Below are 16314 nucleotides of genomic sequence, written 5' to 3'. Positions count from 1 at the left end.
GCTCCCTTCAGTACGGGAACGACGGCGCGGCCGTTCAGGCATCGGCCTCAGGACGAGGAAGCGCCCCGGCGACCGGTGGGAGGGGTCACTCCCACTCGATGGTGCCCGGCGGCTTGCTGGTGACGTCGACGACGACGCGGTTCACGTCGCGGACCTCGTTGGTGATCCGGGTGGAGATCTTCGCCAGCACGTCGTACGGCAGGCGCGACCAGTCGGCGGTCATGGCGTCCTCGGACGAGACCGGGCGCAGCACGATCGGGTGACCGTAGGTGCGGCCGTCGCCCTGCACGCCCACGCTGCGGACGTCGGCGAGCAGCACGACCGGGCACTGCCAGATCTCGCGGTCCAGACCGGCCGCGGTCAGCTCCTCGCGGGCGATCGCGTCGGCGTCGCGGAGCAGGTCCAGACGCTCCTTGGTGACCTCGCCGACGATCCGGATGCCCAGGCCCGGGCCCGGGAACGGCTGGCGCTGGACGATCTCCTCCGGCAGGCCCAGCTCCTGGCCGACCATCCGGACCTCGTCCTTGAACAGCTTGCGCAGCGGCTCGACCAGCTGGAACTGGAGGTCCTCGGGCAGGCCGCCGACGTTGTGGTGGGACTTGATGTTGGCGGTGCCCTCGCCGCCGCCGGACTCCACCACGTCCGGGTACAGGGTGCCCTGGACCAGGAAGTCGACCGACTCGCCGTGCTCGCCGGCCTCGGCGATGATCTCGGCCTGGGCCTGCTCGAACACGCGGATGAACTCGCGGCCGATGATCTTGCGCTTCTCCTCGGGGTCGGTGACCCCCTTCAGCGCGTTCAGGAAGCGCTCGGAGGCGTCGACGACCTTCAGCTGGACGCCGGTGGCGGCCACGAAGTCCTTCTCGACCTGCTCGGTCTCGCCCTTGCGCATCAGGCCGTGGTCGACGTAGACGCAGGTCAGCTGGTCGCCGATGGCGCGGTTGACCAGCGCGGCCGCGACCGCGGAGTCCACGCCGCCGGACAGGCCGCAGATCGCGCGCTTGTCGCCGACCTGCTCGCGGATCAGGGCGACCTGCTCCTCGACCACACTGCCGGTGGTCCAGGTGGGGGCGATGCCGGCGCCACGGTAGAGGAAGTGCTCCAGGATCTGCTGGCCGTGGTCGGAGTGCAGCACCTCGGGGTGGTACTGGACGCCGTACAGCCGGGCCTCGTCGTTCTCGAAGGCCGCGACCGGGACCAGGTCGGTGGAGGCGGTGACGGCGAAGCCCTCCGGGGCGGCCGAGCAGGCGTCGCCGTGCGACATCCACACCGAGTGCTGCGCCGGAACGCCCTCGAACAGGGTGGAGCCGCTGCGGGAGACGGTCAGCGGGGTGCGGCCGTACTCGCGGGCGCCGTTGTTGTCGACGGTGCCGCCGAGGGTCTTGGCCATCAGCTGGAAGCCGTAGCACATGCCGAAGACCGGGACACCGGCCTCGAAGATCGCGCGGTCGATCTGCGGCGCGCCCTCTTCGTAGACCGACGACGGGCCGCCGGAGAGGATGATCGCCTTGGGGTTCTTGGCGAGCATCTCGGCGACCGGCATGCTGCTCGGCACGATCTCGCTGTAGACCCGCGCCTCACGCACCCGACGGGCGATGAGCTGGGCGTACTGGGCGCCGAAGTCGACCACCAGAACGGGGTCGTTGTCCGGCGCGGACTGGACGGGAATTGCAGAGGACACAGACGGCCTTCCGGCAGCGGTATCGAGGTGCCCGCGCGTGACCGCCTCCCCGGCAGGGGGGCTGCGGCTGCGGCGGACGGTGTGGGGTGTCTGGACACCGATTCTACCGGGCTGTCCGGTTTCACTCGTCTGCCCGTCCGAACGACCGTGACCGGGCGGGGCGGCGGTTCGTTGCTTCCTACGAACGTACGGCCGCGCCGCGTCCGCCAGACGCGCCGCCCGCCCCCGCGGGGGCACCGCCGTACGGCAGCAGGACCACGCGTGGAGTTCCATCCCAGTCCACCGGCGCACGTGGTGCCGCCGCCCGGCCCGCCGGGCAGCGGCACCGTGGGACCGTGCGCGGGTGCCGCGGCCGGCCAGCAGGGGACAGCGACCCCGGCCGCGACTGGGCCGAGAGGTGGGACGGCCGGAGTCCGGGGACGCCCGGGGCCGGCCGTCGCACCCCCGGTCCGGTCCGGTGCGCGCCCGGGCGCACTCCCCCCTCCGCCCCGCGCCGCTACGCGCGTCCCCGTGCGCCACAACCATCCGAACCACTACGCACCGTGATCATCGGCGGCGGCCCCGGCAGGAAATGCTCTGTGCCGAACTGTGCCGAACCGGTTGCAGAGCGAGCCCTCCGTCCAGCACGATGCTCGTTGTACGCGGTTCTCCCGGCGCCTCACGGCTCACCGAGGGAGCCCGCGACGGCGTTCTCCGCAGCCGCGCCACGGAAGGCGGCCGCGGTTCCTCAGTTCACGCTCCGTGAGCGTAGGACCGGCGCAGACCTGTGCGCCGAGCCACCGCGCACGGGCGTGCGCGCCCCGCGCGGCCGGCCACCCACGCCGGAGCCGCGCGGCGCGCCCCGAAGCCGACCGACCCGACGGCGCTCCTCCCCCGGCGCCGTCACCCCAGCACCGGCGCGGCCCTGACGCCGAGTGCTGAACGACAAAGGGCCCCGTTCCCCCGCGGGGCCCTTTGCCCTTTCCTCTTCCTCAGGGATGCGCGCTCAGGGACGCTCGCTCAGGGGTGCCCGCTCAGGGGTGCTCGCGCCACACGCTCGGGTCGACCGGCTCTTCGGCCGGAGGCGGCGACACCGCGCCGGGCACCGGCGTCCCGCCGGTCGGGGCGGGCGGCTCCTCGTGCGAGCCGAGCACCTCGCTCACCCCGCCGCCGGGGGCGAACGGCGCGTCCTGCGGCGCGGCGGCCTGCGGCGGCACCCCGTGGCCCGGAACGCCCTGGGCCGGCACCCCCTGGGCCGGAACGCCGTACGGCGGCGTCGCGTACGGCACCTGCGGCGGCACCGCCGGATGGGGCACCGTGCCCCGCCCCGGGGCGAACGGGGACTCGGCGTACGGCACGGCGCCCTGCGACGCACCCGCGCCCCGGCCGCGGAAGGCCGCCAGCAGCGGCGGCACCAGCAGCGCGCCGGCCAGCGCCCAGACCGCGTTGGCCACCAGCACGCTCACGAACGCCAGCCCGCCCGACTCCTCCTGGGAGATCTCCATCCGCGCCGAGCCGATCCAGCCCGAGCTGGACGTGGTCCGCGTCATCAGCACGCCGGAGACCGTCATCAGCAGGGTGAGCGCCCCGGCGTGCACGGCGGCCAGGCGCAGCCGGTCGGCCGAATCCAGCCCGCGCCGGAACGCCACCCGGCCGAGCAGGGCCGCCGAGACGAGCGCGAGCAGCCCGGCCCAGCGCCAGTCGCCGGTCAGGTCGTGCAGGTCGAAGAAGGAGAAGTCGGTCTCGCTGCTGCGGTCGCCCCAGGAGGAGTCGCCGCGGGAGCCGTCGCTGCCGGACAGTCCGGAGTGCGCCCGGAAGGTCGCCCCCGAGCCGAAGCCGAGCAGGTTGAGGCCGAGGTTGGGCAGGAAGGCCAGCGAGATCCCGGTCTGCGCCCCGCTCTCGCTGGTGGCCGCGACCAGGACGAAGGCCGTCACCGAGGACAGCCCGACCGTGACCGCCAGCGCCTGGCCGGCGGCCAGCGCGGACACCGCCCAGCCGCGCACCGCGCGGCTGCGCCAGGCGGCCCAGCGCAGCGCGTCGGTGCCGTGGACGAGGAAGGCCAGCAGGCCGGCCAGCACCGCGGTCCAGGCGACCGCCTCCAGCCAGCCGGAGCCCGCCGTGATCAGCGGTTGACCGGACTTCTGGGCGCCGGAGCCGAAGTCGCCGAAGTAGTCGGGTTTCGCGGCGCGGCCCGAGGGGTTCCATTCGGTGCCGCCGAGCAGCCCGAGCAGTCCGCTCACCGCCGCGAGGACCAGGGCGGTGCGCAGCGCCTCGGCGGCGGCCTGGCCCCGGGTGAGCTGGCCCACCACGGCCTTGCGCCGGCGCAGCCCGGCCCGCAGGCCGAGCCAGAGCGCCAGGCACCACAGGACGGTGACGGTCATCGGCAGCACCCGGAGGGCGATCTCCAGCCGGTCGGTCCGGTCGTGGCCCAGCGGGCTCTGGTACCCGAGCCGGAACGGTGCGCCGAGGGCGTTCAGGGCCATCGACACCGCCGAGCCGAAGCGCTCGCCGAAGCCGGCCGACTGGAACCGGTACTCGTACTGGTAGTCGCTCGGGATCGCCGCGATCAGCGCGGCGGCCAGCAGGACGAGGGTCGGCGCGACGGCGACCTTGACGGCCGGGCGCCAGTCCGCGGCGGTCAGCAGGCGCTGGAAGGCGGGCTGCTTGTCGTACTCCTGCCCGGCACCCCAGCTGCCCAGGGCGGGCGGGACCGCGGCCACCGGCCCGTACCCGGGCTGGGGTCCGTACCCGGGCTGCGGTCCGTACGGCGGCGGGACGGGCGGAGCCGCACCCGGCGGAGGCGGCGGGACGGGCGGGGCGGCGGGCGGGGCGGCGGGTGGGGCGGCGGCCGTCGGGGCAGGGGGCGCGAACGGCCGACCGCACGACCCGCAGGCGGGCGCCCCCTCCTCCGAAGTCGCCCCGCACGATGTGCAGTTGGCCATGGCCCGCGTTCCCCCCGCTCGACGAGTCCCTGGCCGCTCCAGGGAGCCCGTTTATCCCATCGGACCCGAACGGATGTCAACCGGGAACCGGGGCAGGCGGATTGGCCCGTCGGGCCGGTCTCAGCCGCGCTTCTTCGGGACCTCCGGGACGGGCAGCAGCGGCAGCCGCAGCGCGCCGAACGCGCCCTCGGGCACGGCCGGCCGGGCCGGCGCCACCGCCGCCACCCGCAGGTACTCCGCGCCCTGGGCCGGGCGCTGGTCCGCCTCGCCCTTGTTCGGCCACATCGACATGGCGCGCTCGGCCTGGGCGGTGATGGTGAGCGAGGGGTTGACGCCCAGGTTGGCGGAGACGGCCGAACCGTCCACCACGCTGATCCCGGGGTAGCCGTACAGCCGGTGGTACGGGTCCACCACGCCGGTCTCGGGGGCGTCGCCGATCGGGCAGCCGCCGAGGAAGTGCGCCGTCATCGGGATGTCGAAGATCTCGCCGACGGTGCTGCCCGGGAAGCCGTTGATCTCGTCGGCCAGCGCCTGGGCGCCCTGTTCCGCCGCCGGGATCCAGGTCGGGTTGGGTTCGCCGTGGCCCTGGCCGGAGGTGAGCCGGGCCTTGCCGAGCGGGCCCTTCTTCAGCGAGACGGTGATCGAGTTGTCCAGCGACTGCATCACCAGGCCGATGATCGTCTTCTCGGACCAGCGGCGCTGGTTCATCGAGCGGGCGAAGGTCACCGGGTGGAGCGCCGTGTTGCCCAGGTAGCGCAGCCAGCGCGGGACCGCCCCACCGCCCCTGACCTGGGCGATGGACAGCGCGCCCATCGCGTTGGAGCCCTTGCCGTAGCGGACCGGCTCGATGTGGGTGTTGGCGTCCGGGTGGATCGAGGAGGTGATCGCCACGCCCTTGGTGAAGTCCGCCTTGCCGCCGTAGCGCCGGTCGGTGGTCTGCGCGCCCACCAGGGCCTCGGAGTTGGTGCGGGTCAGCTCGCCCAGCCGCGCCGAGATCCGGGGCAGGTGGCCGCCGTCCCGCATCCGGTGCAGCAGCGACTGGGTGCCGTAGGTGCCGGCCGCGACGACCACCCGGGCCGCGGTGACGGTCCGCGCGCCCGCCTTCACCCGGTCGGTCCTCGACCGCGCGTCGGTGCGGCGCACGTCCACCGCGTAGCCGCCGCTCCCGTCGGCCCCTTCGATCTCCCGGATCCGGGCCACCGTGGTGAGCGGGTGGATCTCCGCCCCGCCCCGCTCGGCCAGGTACAGGTAGTTCTCGGTGAGCATGTTCTTGGCGCCGTGCCGGCAGCCGGTCATGCACTCGCCGCACTCCACGCAGGCCTTGCGGGCCGGGCCGGCGCCGCCGAAGTACGGGTCGGCGACCTCGCTCCCGGGGGCCGCCTTGGCGGTGCCGTCGGTGTCCTCGCCGTCGCCGAAGAAGACCCCGACCGGCGCCATGTGGAAGGTGTCGCCGACGCCCATCCGCTCGGCGGCCGCCTTGAGGTGGACGTCGGAGGGGGTGAGGGTCGGGTTGAGCCGGACCCCGAGCATCCGCTGCGCCTGGTCGTAGAACGGCGCCAACTCCTGCTGCCAGTCGGTGATGTGGCGCCACTGGCGGTCCTCGAAGAAGGCCTTCGGCGGCACGTACAGGGTGTTGGCGTAGTTCAGCGAGCCGCCGCCGACCCCGGCGCCGGCCAGGATCAGCACGTTGGCCAGCAGGTGGATCCGCTGGATGCCGTACAGCCCGAGCGCCGGCGCCCACAGGTAGTTCGGCAGGTCCCAGGAGTTCCTGGGCAGTTCGTCCCGGTCGAAGCGCCGGCCGGCCTCCAGGACGGCGACCCGGTAGCCCTTCTCGGTCAGCCGCAGGGCCGCGACCGAACCGCCGAAGCCGGACCCGACCACCACCACGTCGTAGTCGAACTCCGCCGCACCGCCGGACTGCACCATCTGCCACCGCTCCTTCACCGGGTGAACCTGCCTGTGGGTACCGCGAACCGGGCCCCGCCGCAGGTGCGGGGCCCTGGGGCCTGTCTGCGGGGGCCTACTTGAAGCGCAGCGCCTTGAGCATCCGCAGCCCGCCGGTCATCAGGGCGGCGAACTGCTTGTCGTCCAGGCCGAACGAGGGCGCGATCGGCATCAGCCGCTGGGTCGCGACGGTCTGCGCCTCGGTGAAGCGCAGGATGCCCTCCGCGCCGTGCCGGCGGCCCAGCCCGGAGTCGCCCATGCCGCCCATCGGCGAGCCGACCGAGCCGTACGCGGCGGCGTACGCCTCGTTGACGTTGACCGTGCCGGTGCGCAGCCGGGCCGCGACCGCCCGGCCGCGCCGCAGGTCCCTGGTCCAGACGCTGGAGTTCAGGCCGTACGGCGTGGAGTTGGCGGCGGCCACCGCCTCCTCCTCGGTGTCGAAGCGGTAGAGGGAGACGACCGGGCCGAAGGTCTCCTCGGCGCAGACCGCCATCTCCGGGGTGACGCCGTCGAGGATGGTCGGCTCGTAGAAGAGCGGGCCGAGGTCCGGCCGGGCGCGCCCGCCGGCCACCACGGTGGCGCCCGCCTTGACCGCCTCCTCCACGTGCCGGCCGGTGGTCTCCAGCTGGCGGGCGGAGACCAGCGAGCCCATGTCCGCGCCGTACGCGAGGCCGCCGCCGAGGCGCAGCGCCCGGGTGCGGGCGGCGAAGCGCTCCAGGAACTCGTCGGCCACCGAGCGGTGCACCAGCAGCCGCTCGATCGAGATGCAGAGCTGTCCGGCGGAGGAGAAGCAGGCCCGTACGGCGCCCGCGGCGGCCGCGTCGAGGTCGGCGTCGGCGAGCACCAGCATGGCGTTCTTGCCGCCGAGTTCGAGCGAGGCGCCGACCAGCCGGGCGGCGGCTCGCTGGGCGACGTCGCGGCCGGTGCGGGTGGAGCCGGTGAACGAGACGTAGTCGGCGTGCTCCACCACGGCGGGGCCGATCACCGGGCCGTCGCCGATCACGATCTGCCACAGGTCGGCGGGCAGTCCGGCCTCGATCAGCAGCTCGCGGGCCCACAGCGCGGTCAGCGCGGTCTGGGTGTCGGGCTTGTTGACCACCGCGTTGCCGGCCACGAAGGCCGGCAGGGCGTCACCGACGGACAGCTCCAGCGGGTAGTTCCACGGCGAGATGTGGCCGACCACGCCCTTGGGGCGGCGGGCCTCGACGGCGTGGGTGAGCACCGGCAGCGCGCCGCCGTGCCGCTTGTCCTTGAGGTACCCGTGCGCGGCCCGCCCGTAGTGCCGGGCGGCCATGGCGACGGCCAGCACCTCCTCGAAGGCGTGCAGCCGGGCCTTGCCGGTCTCCGCCTGGACGAGGTCCAGCACCTCGTCCTGCCGCTTGAGCAGCAGGTCGTGGAAGCGCAGCAGGACGGCGGCCCGGCGGCGCACCGGCAGCGCGGCCCAGGCCCCCTGGGCGCGGCGGGCCAGCTGGAAGGCGACCTCGACGTCGGCCGGGGTGGACTGCGGCAGGCTGGCCAGCCGTTCGCCGGTCAGCGGGGCGACGGTCTCCACCAGGTCGGGTTCACCGGTGGCGGTGACGCCGGTGGCCAGCCTGGCGACCAGGGACGGCGGGACGGCCGCGGCGACGGTCCGGCCGCCGCCGGGGGCCGCCGGGTTGCCGGCGCCGGAGGGTTCGGTGGCCACTGCGTCTGCTGTGAGGTCCGACATACGGCGCAGCCTAGGCGCTCGGCGGCCGGTCCGGTACCCGTCGGTAACAAGAATCTGCCGCAGTCGGTCGAAAGCGGGCGCCCCCGCCCGACCCGGTCAGCGGCTCGGGGCGAAGTTGTTGAGCACCGCGTAGAAGCGCTGCTCGGCCTCGTTCCACTCGTTGCCCCGGTCCGGGCTGGACGAGTAGATCGCGTAGCTGGTGCCGTCCTGGCTGATGAACTCGGTCTCGATCGCGCGCCGGCGGCCGCCCTCCTTGGCCAGGTAGCTGAACTCCCAGACCGCCGCCTCCTGGCCCTTCACCGCCGTGCCGGCCATCCGGTGCTGCTTGTAGTCCTTGAGCGACTTGGCGACGGTGGCCTCCATCTGCCGCATGTGCTCCAGCGGCTTGACCGACTGGCCGACCGTGACGGCGAACTGGAGGTAGTGCACCTTGCCGTCGGGGCTGTAGTAGATCTGGTTGTCCCCGGCGCTGATCCGCTGCCAGGACGGGGTGCCGTTCGGCAGCGGGAAGCGGAAGCCGGCCGGGTCGTCGACCCAGTGGTAGCCGCTGGGCGGCGCCGCCGCGGGGGTGGCGTCGCTGGTGGGCTCCGGTCCGGTGGACTCGGCGGCGGTCGGCGTCGGGTCGTCGGGGGTGTCGCCGCCGACCACGTGCCGGGTGACCAGGAAGGTGCCCGCGGCGGCCAGCAGGCCGACGGCCACCGCTATGCCGACGATCTTCAGCAGGTTGCGGCGCTTGGCCGGTCCCCGCTCCGGCGCAATGGAGTGCGGCACCGGCGCGACGGGACCGGTGTGCGCCCGGGCAGCGTCCTGCGCGCCCCCGGCGGTGTCCGGTTCGGCGAGGACGGGCGCGGCGGGAACAGCGGCGACCGCAGGGACGGCGGGCACAGCAGGGACGGCGGGCACAGCGGGGACGGCGGCCCCGGAGGCCTTCGGCTCGGTCGGCTCCTCGGAGCCCTCGGCCGGCTCCGCCACGGCCACCGGGCCCTCGGTGCGGTCCACCACCGGCACCGACCGGGTGGGCGTACGCACCGACGGAACCGACTTCAGGCCCATCGTGTGCCCGGCCCGCACCTCGGCCAGCATCGCGGCCGCCTCGTCCGCGGTGGGCCGCTCGGCCGGGTCCTTGGCCATCAGCGCGGCCAGCACCGGCCCCAGCGGCCCGGCCCGCCGCGACTCCGGCAGCGGCTCGTCGACCACCGCGGCGAGCGTGGTGATCGGCGAGTCCCGCCGGAACGGCGACTGGCCCTCGACCGCCGCGTACAGCGTCGCCCCGAGGCCCCACAGGTCGGAGGCGGGACCGGGCCGCTCACCCTGGGCGCGCTCCGGCGCCAGGTAGTCCGGCGAGCCGACCAGGTCGCCCGGCCGGGTCAGCTCGGTCGAGCCCTCGTACTTCGCGATGCCGAAGTCCAGCAGCACCACCCGCCCGGTGCCGCGCTCCAGCAGCACGTTGGCCGGCTTCACGTCCCGGTGCAGCACGCCCAGCTGGTGGCCGCGGTGCAGCGCGGCCAGCACCTGGCTGCCGACCTCGGCGGCGGCGCGCGGCTGCAGGGTGCCGTCCTGGCTGATCACGTCGGCCAGCGAGCGGCCGTCGACCAGCTCCATCACGATCCACGGCCGGCCGTCCTGCTCCAGCACGTCGTGCACGGTGATCACACCGGGGTGCTTGATCCGCGCGGCCGCGCTGGCCTCGCGCTTCATCCGGGTGTGCAGGATCTGCAGGTCCTCCTCGGGCAGGTGGTTGACGGTCAGCTCCTTGACCGCGACCTCCCGGTCGAGCATCCGGTCCCAGGCCCGCCAGACGGTGCCCATGCCGCCCCGGCCGAGCCGCTCGCCGAGCTCGTACCGCCCGGCCAGCAAACGCTCCGCCTCGGCCGCCTCCGGCCGGTCCTGCACGCCCATCTGCGCCCGCTCCCCCACACATTCCGCCTGCCGTCACCGCGACGGAGGGCCTGGTGCAGACCACTGTTCGAACAAATCCCACGCACACATTAGGCGCACCTTGCCGCCCCCGGTAATCACGCCCACCCCCCGGACCGGTGGAACGGAATCCGGGCGGGCCGTCAGCCTGCGAACAGCACCACCGCGACGATCCCCAGCACCAGCAGCACGAACACTCCGCCCACCAGCAGCGGGCCCCACAGGGAGGGGGGTATCCGGGGCGGCTTCGCCCCGCTCCCTGCCCCCAAGTCCCCACCGTTCCGGCCCTTTCGGGCACTCCTCCCGGCCCTGGAGCCGACGGCCCTCCCGCCGCGCCCGCGCGGCACCGCCGGCGTCTCCGGCACCGGCACCGGCCCCCCTGCGGCCCGGCTCCGCTCCTCCGCCTCCCCGTCGACCGGCTCCGGCGCCCCCGCCAGCAGCCCCGCCAGCTCCTCGCGCACCGCCTCCGCCGTCGGCCGCAGCACCGGATCGGGCTGCAACAGCCGCTCCACCAGCGGCGCGAGCGGCCCGCACACCACCGAGGGCTCCCGCCGCCCGTCCCGTACGGCCGTCACCAGCTCCGGCACGTCCCGCTCCGGGTACGGCGAACGGCCGGTGACCAGCCGGTGCACCAGCACCCCGAGCGCCCAGCAGTCGCCCGCCGGGCCGCCGTCCAACGGCCAACGCTCCGCCACCGGGCCGACCAGGGTCGCCCGCACCTCGTACCGGCGCCGCCCGCCCGGCCCGCCGAGCTCCTCGGCCAGCGCCTCCTCGGCCACCCCGGCGAGCAGCCCGCCGAGCATCGCCGCGCCGTCCTCGCAGACCAGCACCGCCTCCGCGGTCAGCGCGCCGTGGGTCAGCCCGGCCGCGTGCAGCGCCCGCAGCGCCCCGGCCAGGTCCGCCGCCAACTCGGCCGCCCGGTACGGCGGCAGCGGCCCTTCGGCGAGCAGCTCGGCCACCGTCCGCCCGACCGGCCGCTCCTCCACCGTCCACAGCAGCTCGCCCTCGACGAACGCGCCGACCCCGCGCAGCAGCCGCGGGTGCGCGACCGGCGCGGTCGAACCGACCGCCGCCACCCGGCGCACCATCCGGTCCGCCTGCGCCGCGGCGGCCGCCTCCGGATCCTGGCCCGCCGTCAGCACCCCCGGCAGCTCCAGGGCGCCCAGCAGCACCGATTCACCGGTCCGCTCGTCCACCGCCTGGGCGCGCAAGGGTTCGGGGCGGTCCGTCAGCCGGTACCGCCCCGCCAGCAACTGACCGGGGCCGCCTCGCATGCCAGTTCCTCTCACTCACCGAGCAGCCTACTGAGCGGCTCCCAGGGCCTGCCGTCGAACTCCCTCGCCTCCGGGCGAACGACGGGAGTCCGACGACAGGCCCTAGGCTCGATCCCATGGACTGGACCGATCTGATCGACACCGCCTTCGAGGCATCCGGGAACAGCAGCAAAGCCAACCAGGCCGAGGCCGTCCGCGCCGTCGAGGCGACCGTCATCGACGGCGAGAAGCCGGTCGCCTCCACCGCCGGGCGCCACCCCGACCACTTCCGCAAGGGAGTGCTCGTGCTGACCACCCATCGGCTGCTCTTCCTGAAGGACGGGAAGCCGCCGGTCCCGGTTCCGCTCGCCGCCGTCACCGACGTCACCGTGACCCGCACCAAGCTCAACGGCGAAGTGCTCCTGGTGGTGGCGCTCAGCGGCTCGCACCGCTTCGAGGACGTGGCCAAGGCCGAGTTCTTCGCCGAGCAGCTCCGGGCCTCCGCCCGGGCCGCCCGGAACGCCCCGAAGGCCGGGCCCGCCGCCACCCCGGTCGAGGCGTCCGCCGGCGAGCAGCTCATCGGCCAGCTGGAACGGCTGGCCGCCCTGCGCGCCTCCGGTGCGCTCACCGAGGACGAGTTCACCCGCGCCAAGCAGCGCCTGATCGGTTAGGACCTGCCGCCCTACGGCGCGGGCTGGAAGCTGTTGAAGACGACGTCCCGGAGCGGGGCCTGGGCGGCCCACTCCGCGTCCGGGACTATCCAGTAGATCGAGTACCCGTACTTGGGCGGGGTCCCGGTCACGAAGCCGCGGTTGAGCGAGTGCATCCTGGGCGTGCCGTTGGTCCACTCCCAGTCCGCCGCGTTGGTCCACTGCCGGTAGGTGATCGCCGCCAGGTTGAGCCGCTGGTAGTTGCTGACCTGACCGCGGACGTTCGGCTCCGACTCCTGCCAGTCCGCGACCGCGCTCGCCCCGGGCGACGTGGTCCACTCGATCCGCAGCTGGCTGCCGTCGGCCGCGTTCTTGAAGATCCGCCGGTTGGCGTCCGACCCGGTCGGCTGCAGACCGTCCGGCAGCACGACGGAGAAGCCGCTCGGGTCCTTGTACTCGTGGTACCCGGCCGGCACGGCACCCGGCGCGGCCGGCGCGGGCTGCGCCGGTGCCGCCGGGGGCTGGACGGGAGCCGCCGGCGCACCGGCGGACTGCGCGGGCGCGTCCGGCGCCGCGGCCGGGTCGCCGGTCGGCTGGGCGGGCGCCGGGGCGGGCGCGGGTTCGCCCGTCGGTGCCGACGTCGGCACCGGCTCGGTACCGGTCGCCCCCGGCGAGGTGGCGACCGCGCTCTGCGAGGCCGCGCCGTTCGCGCCGCCGTCGTCGGTGCCGACCATCCGGACGACCGCCACCACTCCCGCGATCAGCAGCAGCACCACGATCACGGTGGCGATGGCCAGCCGTCGCCGGCCGGTGCGCGGATCGGCCCCGGCCGCCTGGGTCGCGCCCATCGTCCACTCGCTGGTCACCGGCCGGATCGGCTCCGCGCCCGGCTCCTCGGACGGCGTCCCGGCGGGCTCCGCGTCCTGGGCCCGACTCCCGACCCGGACCGTCCCCAGCAGCCCGCCCACCGACCGCTTGCGGCCGTTCCCGGTCTGCTCCGGTTCCTTCGGCGAAGACTCCGAGGGCTCCGCGGACTCCGCCGAGGTCGACGCCGACGGCTCGGACGGCTCCGCGGCGTTCGACGCCTCCGCCGGCCCCGCCGCCTTCGACAGCCCCGCCTTCGACAGCCCCGACGCCTTCGAGGCCTTCGGCTCCGGCTCCTCGGCCGGCTTCTCCAGCGGCACCGCGTGCTCGGTGGTCGACTCGGCCCGCGCGGTCGCCTCCGCGACCACCCGCTTGAGCATCGACCGGGTCTGCGAGGCGTCCAGCCGCTCGGCCGGGTCCTTCGCCAGCAGCCCCTCGATCACCGGCTGCAGCGGCCCGGCGTTCACCGGCGCGATCAGGTCCTCGGTCATCACCGCGGTCAGCGTGGCCAGCGCCGAGCCCCGGTCGTAGGGCGGCCGGCCCTCGACCATCGCGTACAGCGTGCCGCCCAGCGACCACAGGTCGGCCGGCGGCCCGGGCTTCTGCCCGCGGGCCCGCTCCGGGGAGATGTACGAGGGCGCGCCGACGAGCATCCCGGTCGAGGTGACGGAGGCGTCGCCCTCCACGCTGGCGATGCCGAAGTCGGTGAGCACGACCCGGCCGTCCTCGCCGATCAGCACGTTGGACGGCTTGACGTCCCGGTGCAGGATGCCGAGCGCGTGCGCCGCGCTGAGCACGCCCAGCACGTCGAGCGCGATCTCCGCCGCCCGGGCGGGGGCCAGCGGCCCGTCCTCCCGGACCACGTCGGCCAGCGAGCGGGACTCGACCAGCTCCATGACGATCCACGGCCGGTCGTCCTCGTCGACCACGTCGAAGACCGTCACCGCCGAACTGTGCCGGATCCGCGCGGTCGCCTTGGCCTCGCGCAGCGTCCGGGTGATCAGCCGGTGCTTCTCCTCCTCGTCGACGCTGGCGTTCATCCGCAGTTCCTTGACCGCGACGGTCCGGCCCAGCATCTCGTCCTCGGCGCGCCAGACGGTGCCCATGCCGCCGCGCCCGAGCACGCCGTTCAGGCGGTAGCGGCCGGCCAGGAGGCGGCCGGTGGAACCCTGCGCCTGGGTCATTCGGAACGTTCCCCCATGTGCTGCTGGCGGTCGTGGTGACGGCGCGTCGGCCCGACCTGGGGCCCGGACGCCCAAGCCTCCATCATCTCCTGTCCGGAGGGCCCGCGACCACCCGGCCCCCGCATCGAGCCGGTACGAACCGGAACGGAGGCGGCGCTCCGTGCCCGATCTGTGATCGAAAACTCGCCAAGATCTGTCCGGACCACTGCTACCGTTCGGCAGCTCATCGTATTCCGGGGGGATTCGACGCCCATGACCGCACCCGCACCGGGCACTGACGGCCCATCGATCCGGCCGCACACCGCCCAGCACTACTCGGTCGCACCACCCCCCGTCTCCCCCGAGGGCTACGTCGCCCCGGGCATGCCCGGCGCCCCCGTGGCCGGCTTCGACCCCGTCGAACCCACGCCCAGGACCACCCCCCGGCACCGCACCGCCCTGGCCGTCTCCCTCGCCCTCCTCGCCATGCTCCTCGGCGGCCTCGCCTACGGCAGCGCCCCGCTGCGCGCCGCCGACAGCCTCGGCTGGCTGGCCATCGCCCCGGCCGGCCTGGTCGCCCTCCCGCTCGGCCGGCTCGGCGGCCAGGGCCGCTTACTCCCGCCGCTCGGCGCCCTCCTCGCGGCCGGCGCCCTGCTCCTCGGCCAGCTGATCGAGCACCTCCGCCGCGTCCACGCCGACGGCCCCGCCCCCGGCGGCCTGCTGCACGACACCGTCACCGCCTGGCGCGCCGACCTCCGCCCCCTCGACGCCGCCTTCTACGCCATCGCCCTCATCGGCGGCTTCCTCCTCACCCGCCGCAGCGCCACGCGTAGTTGACCGCCCGCCCCGTCCCCTCCCCGCACCGCACCCGCCTCCCGCACCGGCCTCCCGCACCGGGAAAAGGAGAAGGCCCCCGCCGTCACCCGGCAGGGGCCCCTCGATCGGGTCAGGTCAGGACTCAGCGGTGGTCGAGCGCCGGGTTGACGGTGACCTCGACCCGCTGGAACTCCTTGAGCTCCGTGTAGCCCGTGGTGGCCATCGCCCGACGCAGCGCGCCGAACAGGTTCATGGTCCCGTCCGGCGTGTGCGAGGGCCCGGTCAGGATCTCCTCGGTGGTACCGACGGTCCCGAGGTCCACGCGCTTGCCGCGCGGCAGCTCCTCGTGGACGGCCTCCATCCCCCAGTGGATCCCCTTGCCCGGGGCGTCCGTCGCCCGCGCCAGCGCGGCACCGATCATGACCGCGTCCGCGCCGCAGGCCACGGCCTTCGGGATGTCCCCGCTGTAGCCGACGCCGCCGTCCGCGATGACGTGCACGTAGCGGCCACCGGACTCGTCCATGTAGTCGCGACGGGCGGCCGCCACGTCGGCCACGGCGGTGGCCATCGGCACCTGGATGCCCAGGACGTTCCGCGTGGTGTGGGCGGCGCCGCCGCCGAAGCCGACCAGCACACCGGCGGCACCGGTCCGCATCAGGTGCAGGGCCGCCGTGTACGTGGCGCAGCCGCCGACGATCACCGGGACGTCCAGCTCGTAGATGAACTGCTTGAGGTTGAGCGGCTCGGCGGCGCTGGAGACGTGCTCGGCCGAGACGGTGGTGCCGCGGATGACGAAGACGTCGACGCCGGCGTCCACCACGGCCTTGGAGAACTCGGCGGTGCGCTGCGGCGAGAGCGCGGCGGCGGTGACCACGCCGGAGTCGCGGACCTCCTGGATCCGCTGCTTGATCAGCTCGGCGCGGATCGGCGCGGCGTAGATCTCCTGGAGCCGGCGGGTCGCGGTGGACTCGTCGGTGATCGCGGCGATCTCGTCCAGCAGCGGCTGCGGGTCCTCGTAGCGGGTCCACAGGCCTTCGAGGTTCAGCACGCCCAGACCGCCGAGGCGGCCGATCTGGATGGCCTGCTGCGGCGAGACCACGCTGTCCATCGGGGCGGCCAGGAACGGCAGCTCGAAGCGGTAGGCGTCGATCTGCCAGGCGATCGAGACCTCCTTCGGGTCCCGGGTCCGGCGGCTGGGGACGACGGCGATGTCGTCGAAGGCGTACGCCCGTCGGCCGCGCTTGCCTCGCCCGATCTCGATCTCAGTCACTTCGAGCCCTTCTGCTTTGTTGCTCATGCCCGCCGGGTCACCCCGGCCGCCCCCCAGTATCCCGTACTGCCGCTGGTCCCGCCCCGACGGCCCGCGCCCGGGCGCACCGGCAGGGGCCCGCCGCCGC

General features: G+C 74.6%; 10 protein-coding genes. 2 read left to right on the top strand and 8 right to left on the bottom strand.

What is annotated here, in order from left to right:
- Nucleotides 1-85 precede the first annotated feature (85 nt).
- The 6 genes from guaA to ACFU7Z_RS20055 all read right to left on the bottom strand — a co-directional run bounded on the left by guaA (nucleotide 86) and on the right by ACFU7Z_RS20055 (nucleotide 11445).
- Nucleotides 86-1681, bottom strand: coding sequence for a glutamine-hydrolyzing GMP synthase (gene guaA / locus ACFU7Z_RS20080; protein WP_049659666.1), 1596 nt, complete (start codon nucleotides 1679-1681; stop codon nucleotides 86-88).
- Nucleotides 1682-2694: 1013 nt separating this feature from the next.
- On the bottom strand, nucleotides 2695-4380 hold the full coding sequence (locus ACFU7Z_RS20075; protein ID WP_380778610.1) for a hypothetical protein: 1686 nt from the start codon (nucleotides 4378-4380) through the stop codon (nucleotides 2695-2697).
- Nucleotides 4381-4722: 342 nt separating this feature from the next.
- The gene (locus ACFU7Z_RS20070; protein ID WP_049657027.1) at nucleotides 4723-6528 is read right to left on the bottom strand and encodes a GMC family oxidoreductase; all 1806 of its coding nucleotides are present in this window, start codon (nucleotides 6526-6528) and stop codon (nucleotides 4723-4725) included.
- A gap of 94 nt (nucleotides 6529-6622) precedes the next feature.
- Complete coding sequence (locus ACFU7Z_RS20065) at nucleotides 6623-8254, bottom strand: succinic semialdehyde dehydrogenase (protein ID WP_380778607.1); 1632 nt, start codon at nucleotides 8252-8254, stop codon at nucleotides 6623-6625.
- A 96-nt stretch (nucleotides 8255-8350) separates the two neighbouring features.
- Nucleotides 8351-10153: a serine/threonine-protein kinase gene (locus ACFU7Z_RS20060; protein WP_380778605.1), complete on the bottom strand. Its 1803-nt coding sequence runs from the start codon at nucleotides 10151-10153 to the stop codon at nucleotides 8351-8353.
- Nucleotides 10154-10314: 161 nt separating this feature from the next.
- Nucleotides 10315-11445: a protein kinase gene (locus ACFU7Z_RS20055; RefSeq protein ID WP_079272376.1), complete on the bottom strand. Its 1131-nt coding sequence runs from the start codon at nucleotides 11443-11445 to the stop codon at nucleotides 10315-10317.
- 116 nt (nucleotides 11446-11561) lie between these two features.
- On the opposite strand from ACFU7Z_RS20055, the gene ACFU7Z_RS20050 reads away from it, so the two are divergent.
- On the top strand, nucleotides 11562-12095 hold the full coding sequence (locus ACFU7Z_RS20050; RefSeq protein ID WP_074003941.1) for an SHOCT domain-containing protein: 534 nt from the start codon (nucleotides 11562-11564) through the stop codon (nucleotides 12093-12095).
- 11 nt (nucleotides 12096-12106) lie between these two features.
- Here the strand turns inward: ACFU7Z_RS20050 and ACFU7Z_RS20045 are convergent, their stop codons facing one another.
- Nucleotides 12107-14122: a protein kinase gene (locus ACFU7Z_RS20045; protein ID WP_380778603.1), complete on the bottom strand. Its 2016-nt coding sequence runs from the start codon at nucleotides 14120-14122 to the stop codon at nucleotides 12107-12109.
- Between the two features lie 252 nt (nucleotides 14123-14374).
- Here ACFU7Z_RS20045 and ACFU7Z_RS20040 point away from each other — a divergent pair, with 252 nt between their 5' ends.
- The gene (locus ACFU7Z_RS20040) at nucleotides 14375-14938 is read left to right on the top strand and encodes a hypothetical protein (protein ID WP_117488203.1); all 564 of its coding nucleotides are present in this window, start codon (nucleotides 14375-14377) and stop codon (nucleotides 14936-14938) included.
- Between the two features lie 121 nt (nucleotides 14939-15059).
- Here ACFU7Z_RS20040 and ACFU7Z_RS20035 read toward each other — a convergent pair whose 3' ends face one another.
- A complete protein-coding gene (locus ACFU7Z_RS20035; RefSeq protein ID WP_049654353.1) occupies nucleotides 15060-16187 on the bottom strand; it encodes a GuaB3 family IMP dehydrogenase-related protein in 1128 nt (375 codons plus the stop codon).
- Nucleotides 16188-16314 lie beyond the last annotated feature (127 nt).

This window comes from Kitasatospora sp. NPDC057518 (assembly GCF_042802075.1).
In the GTDB taxonomy this organism is placed as follows: Bacteria; Actinomycetota; Actinomycetes; order Streptomycetales; family Streptomycetaceae; genus Kitasatospora.
Note: the sequence above shows the minus strand (reverse complement) of the source record. Positions and strands in the feature narration are given on the sequence as shown.